Origin of the sequence: Dendronalium phyllosphericum CENA369 (assembly GCF_016056275.1) — a bacterium.
Classification (GTDB): Bacteria; Cyanobacteriota; Cyanobacteriia; order Cyanobacteriales; family Nostocaceae; genus Dendronalium; species Dendronalium phyllosphericum.
The window spans coordinates 1-4,304 of the sequence record NZ_JAECZA010000262.1 but is presented as its reverse complement, the minus strand read 5'-3'; the positions used below and the strand labels follow the sequence as shown (position 1 = coordinate 4,304).

Below are 4,304 nucleotides of genomic sequence, written 5' to 3'. Positions count from 1 at the left end.
GTTACAGCGTTTTTTGAGCAAACTGTCAAACTACCGTTTGACGGGACTTTCGGTTAGTTGCAAATAATCCTGGCTCAAACGGATGATTGCAGGTTGGTTGCATTTAATCCTGGCTCAGTTGCAATTAATCCTGGCTGAAGCGTAATTATAGTTGCAAATAATCCTGGTTTGTAAATGTCTTGATTGCAGGTTTGAGCGATTAGCATTGCAGGTCGCTACACGTACGCCCAACTCGGCGGCGATATTCGTCAGATTCGCATTGTCTTAATCAATCATGGCAAGACAATTCTCGCAGGCGATGTCAACGTGGGTTTGCAGGAAGAGGCTCTCCAGGCTTTCAAAACTCGAACAGTACCAGTTGAATTGATATTAGGCGTAGGGGTGAAAGCGGTTGCTCAAGACCACCTGGAGTATCAACCTGCCAACAGCACTGAGATAAAAACGCTGTTGACTCAAACCACCATCTGGACAGCCGGGACTGCCGTGAACCCACTCATCCAAAATCTCAAGTCTCAAATTCCCGCAGATCGCCTGGATAAGCATGGGCTACCGCTTGTCACCTCAACTCTACAACTGCTGGATTTTCCAGAAGTGTTTGCCGCAGGCGATTGCGCGGTCGTGCAGCCGCAACCCTTACCGGCTTTAGCTCAGGTGGCATATCAGCAAGGTGCGAGCATTGCCCACAATTTGATTGCCCTTGCTAAAGGAACATCCCCTAGTCCAGCCCATGTGAGTCTTCGGGGTACGCTAATGAAATTGGGTTTAGGAAATGGGGTATCAAACTTGTTTGGCAAAGTGCAGATAACTGGCAAACCTGGCGATTTAATTCGCAGTGCAACGTATTTAGAAATGCTGCCCACTCCACTGCATGACTTTAAGGCAACCACAGAATGGCTGAAGGAAGAAACTTTCCACCGCGATCGCAGACCCAAGATGAAGCCAGAAACCACCGCAAAACAGCCGCTCTCTTCGGTTGAACAACCAGAGCGATCGCTCATCCATCTGTGTATGCCACTGGATTAGAGTGGACAACCTCTTCATAAAAAACAGGGTGTGGGGTGTGAGGTGTGGGGTGTAGGTTTAAAAAATAAAAAACTTTAGTTCTGGGTTACAAGCCCAGTTTAAAAAAAGATGTATTTCTCGTGTTACGCGCCTCGAAATACAGCGTCCTTGCTTCAATCCCACTATTTGCGCGTGGGTTCCCCACACCCTACACCCTTTGAAAGATTGACAGTTGATCGATCGTCTATTTAAAGAGAACCACTGATGAAGACACGAACAACAAAACGATTGGTTGGTGGAATTTTAACAATTAGCATGATTGGACTGCTACGCTCGCAGCCTCTTTTCGCGCTTCCAGTCAGCCAAGCTCAACCAAATCCCTCTCAAGACTATGTACTTCCCTACCGGGGCAGTTGGACGAGAACCTTCCGTACTGTCGGTTCTCAGGGCCAGATACTCGTATTTATCGATCCTGCCGGCAAACTGTACGGAAGTTTGAAGTCTAATGATGGTGAGAACTTTGCTCAAATTAGCGGTTACCATCGCGGAAGTAAGTTTCATCTGGTTTTCACCCCTCCACCTAGCAGCCTTAACCAGTTTGGCACTGCTAGTCCTTACACTGTTGATGCAACCGCAAAGTGGGAGCAAGGGGTGAGTCGATTTGTCATCTCAGCTCCAACTAGAACAGGTCACTCGCAATTATATACATTTGAGAAAAATCGATAAAACAATACATTGAACAGAGTCGCGAGCGGCTCTGGCGGCGTTTAAGCCCATTTTTACTAAAAATGAATTTAAGTTCTATTGCTGTTCTGTTAATGAACCAGAATCTTATCTCTAATCAGAACCGACTCTATGCAAACGAGAATTACATTGGAGAAAAATTATGCAGATGGGAGTGATTGGTCTGGGACGTATGGGTGCGAACATTGTTCGGCGACTGCTGCAAAACAACCATGAATGTGTGGTGTTCAATCGCACACTAGAGAAAGTGAAACAGCTTGTATCAGAAGGGGCGATCGGCACTTATAGCTTGGACGATTTTGTCCAGAAACTCGATAAACCTCGTGCGATTTGGTTGATGGTGCCAGCCGGAGAACCAACCGAGCAGATGGTGAAGGAACTAGCTGCAAAACTGGATTCCGGCGATATCTTAATTGATGGCGGCAACTCTTACTACATTGACGATATTCGACGGGCAAACGATCTGATGCAAAAGGGCATTCACTACCTAGATGTGGGAACCAGTGGCGGAGTGTGGGGTTTGGAGCGTGGTTATTGCATGATGATTGGTGGATCTGGGATGGCGGTTCAGTATCTCGATCCCATTTTTAAATCATTAGCTCCCGGACGGGGTGATATTTTGCGTACTGCTGGACGGGAAAAGATGGGCGGTACGGCTGAAGAAGGCTATCTGCACTGCGGCTCACATGGGGCGGGGCATTTTGTCAAGATGGTACATAATGGCATCGAATATGGCTTGATGGCAGCTTACGCAGAAGGATTGAATATCTTGCATCACGCCAATGTGGGTAAGCACAACCGTGTGGCTAATGCTGAAACAACCCCCCTCCGCAATCCTGAACATTATCAGTATGACTTGAATCTGCCTGATATTGCTGAAGTTTGGCGACGGGGCAGTGTAATTGCCTCCTGGCTATTGGATCTAACTGCGATCGCCCTCCTGGAACAACCAGACCTATCAGGCTTTGAAGGGCAAGTGTCTGATTCAGGCGAAGGACGCTGGACGATCGCAGCTGCCATTGATGAAGGTACTCCTGTCCCTGTACTCAGCGCAGCCTTGTATCAAAGGTTTAGCTCGCGTGGCGAAAATGATTTTGCAGATAAACTACTGTCTGCCATGCGTTTCCAGTTTGGCGGACACGTAGAACAACAGGCATTGAAGAAATGATTTTAGGAGAAACACTATGACTCATCGAGTAAAAGAAATTCTCAGTTGGTATGGCAGCGACAATCCCGGAACGTTGACTAATTTAGCCCGGTTGCTGAATCATGGCAAACTAGCTGGAACTGGCAAAGTCGTCATGCTGCCTGTGGATCAAGGCTTTGAGCATGGGCCAGCTAGCAGTTTTGCGCCTAATCCACCAGCCTACGATCCTCGCTATCATTTTGAGTTAGCAATCGCAGCAGGATGCAATGCCTATACGGCACCGTTAGGATTTTTGGAAGCGGGAGCGCGAGAATTTGCAGGTGAAATTCCCCTAATTCTGAAAGCCAACAATCATGATGTGTTACTAGCTGAGTCAGACCCAACACAAGCACTGACGGATTGTCATTTTTTCGGGTGGGCCGATCGACAGTGATGATGCTTTCCTCCATGAAGTTCGTGCCATTCATGCCGGACATGGATTTGGTTCGATTATCGGACGCAATTCTTTTCAGCGTTCCAAGCCAGATGCACTGCGATTGCTCAAAACAATCATGGATATTTACAGTGAACAGTCTGAGACCAAAGCTAGATAATGAGAAAATCACGTCCAAAGCCTACCCTATTGAAAGATTATCGTCCCATCATTCCTGCTTCCTTTTTTGGCATGATTCTGGGTTTGGCAGGATTAGGTAGTTGTTGGCGAGTAGCTGCTAAACTTTGGCACTTGCCTACCTGGATTGGCGAAGCAATTATGTTGCTGACAATTGCAATCTGGCTCGTGTTGTTGCTGCTTTATGTGGGTAAATGGCTGTGGGCGAGAGCAGATGCCTTAGCTGAATTTGAGCATCCTGTTTTGTGTTGCTTTATCAGCTTAGTGCCTGTGTCTACGATGTTGGTGGCACTAGCGATCGCACCCTACTCTCGTGCGATCGCCGTCGCGTTATTTGTTGTCGGTTTCAAGGGGCGACAAACGCCTCTAAACCTAGCCAGATAAAGGTTTGAGAGGCACAGACCCCTTAACAAATGTGGGTACTTATTGAGAATGAACTGTACAGTTATTAAGCAGCTACCTGTAGGGTACAGTTTAATGGTAAAAAAGAACGGTCTCGTAATTTAATTAAGACCGTCGTCATAATGCTGGCATCATTCTACCAAAACTTTTTAGAAAAATACCTAAATAAAGCACAGTTAATCACTCTGAAAATGTTGGTGTGGTTGTTACAAAATCAGAAACAGGTGAAGATAGAAAGACTGGCAGCAACCTTACCTCTACCAATACAACAAAACAGTCGTAGACGGCATATACAAAGGTTTTTAACATTGAATACCTTAAGTGTAGTATTGTTGTGGTTTCCTATCATTGAAGCAATAATTAACCAACATTTTAAGGTAGGATCACAATTAACTATTG

5 protein-coding genes and 1 pseudogene are annotated in these 4,304 nt (G+C 46.2%); all 6 read left to right on the top strand.

Going from position 1 to position 4,304, the window contains the following annotated elements:
• Positions 1-198: 198 nt before the first annotated feature.
• Positions 199-1,023: an NAD(P)/FAD-dependent oxidoreductase gene (locus tag I8752_RS30055; RefSeq protein WP_214435860.1), complete on the top strand. Its 825-nt coding sequence runs from the start codon at positions 199-201 to the stop codon at positions 1,021-1,023.
• Positions 1,024-1,266: 243 nt separating this feature from the next.
• Positions 1,267-1,728: a hypothetical protein gene (locus I8752_RS30050; RefSeq protein ID WP_214435859.1), complete on the top strand. Its 462-nt coding sequence runs from the start codon at positions 1,267-1,269 to the stop codon at positions 1,726-1,728.
• 160 nt (positions 1,729-1,888) lie between these two features.
• Positions 1,889-2,914 (top strand): phosphogluconate dehydrogenase (NAD(+)-dependent, decarboxylating), encoded by a 1,026-nt coding sequence (gene gnd, locus I8752_RS30045; RefSeq protein ID WP_214435858.1) that lies wholly within the window; start codon positions 1,889-1,891, stop codon positions 2,912-2,914.
• A gap of 16 nt (positions 2,915-2,930) precedes the next feature.
• Positions 2,931-3,326 carry a beta/alpha barrel domain-containing protein gene (locus tag I8752_RS30040; RefSeq protein ID WP_214435857.1) on the top strand — a complete coding sequence of 132 codons (396 nt, stop codon included), beginning with the start codon at positions 2,931-2,933 and terminating at the stop codon, positions 3,324-3,326.
• A 159-nt stretch (positions 3,327-3,485) separates the two neighbouring features.
• A complete protein-coding gene (locus I8752_RS30035; protein WP_214435856.1) occupies positions 3,486-3,887 on the top strand; it encodes an SLAC1 family transporter in 402 nt (133 codons plus the stop codon).
• Between the two features lie 140 nt (positions 3,888-4,027).
• Positions 4,028-4,304, top strand: a pseudogene (locus tag I8752_RS30030) (IS4 family transposase); the annotation flags it as partial.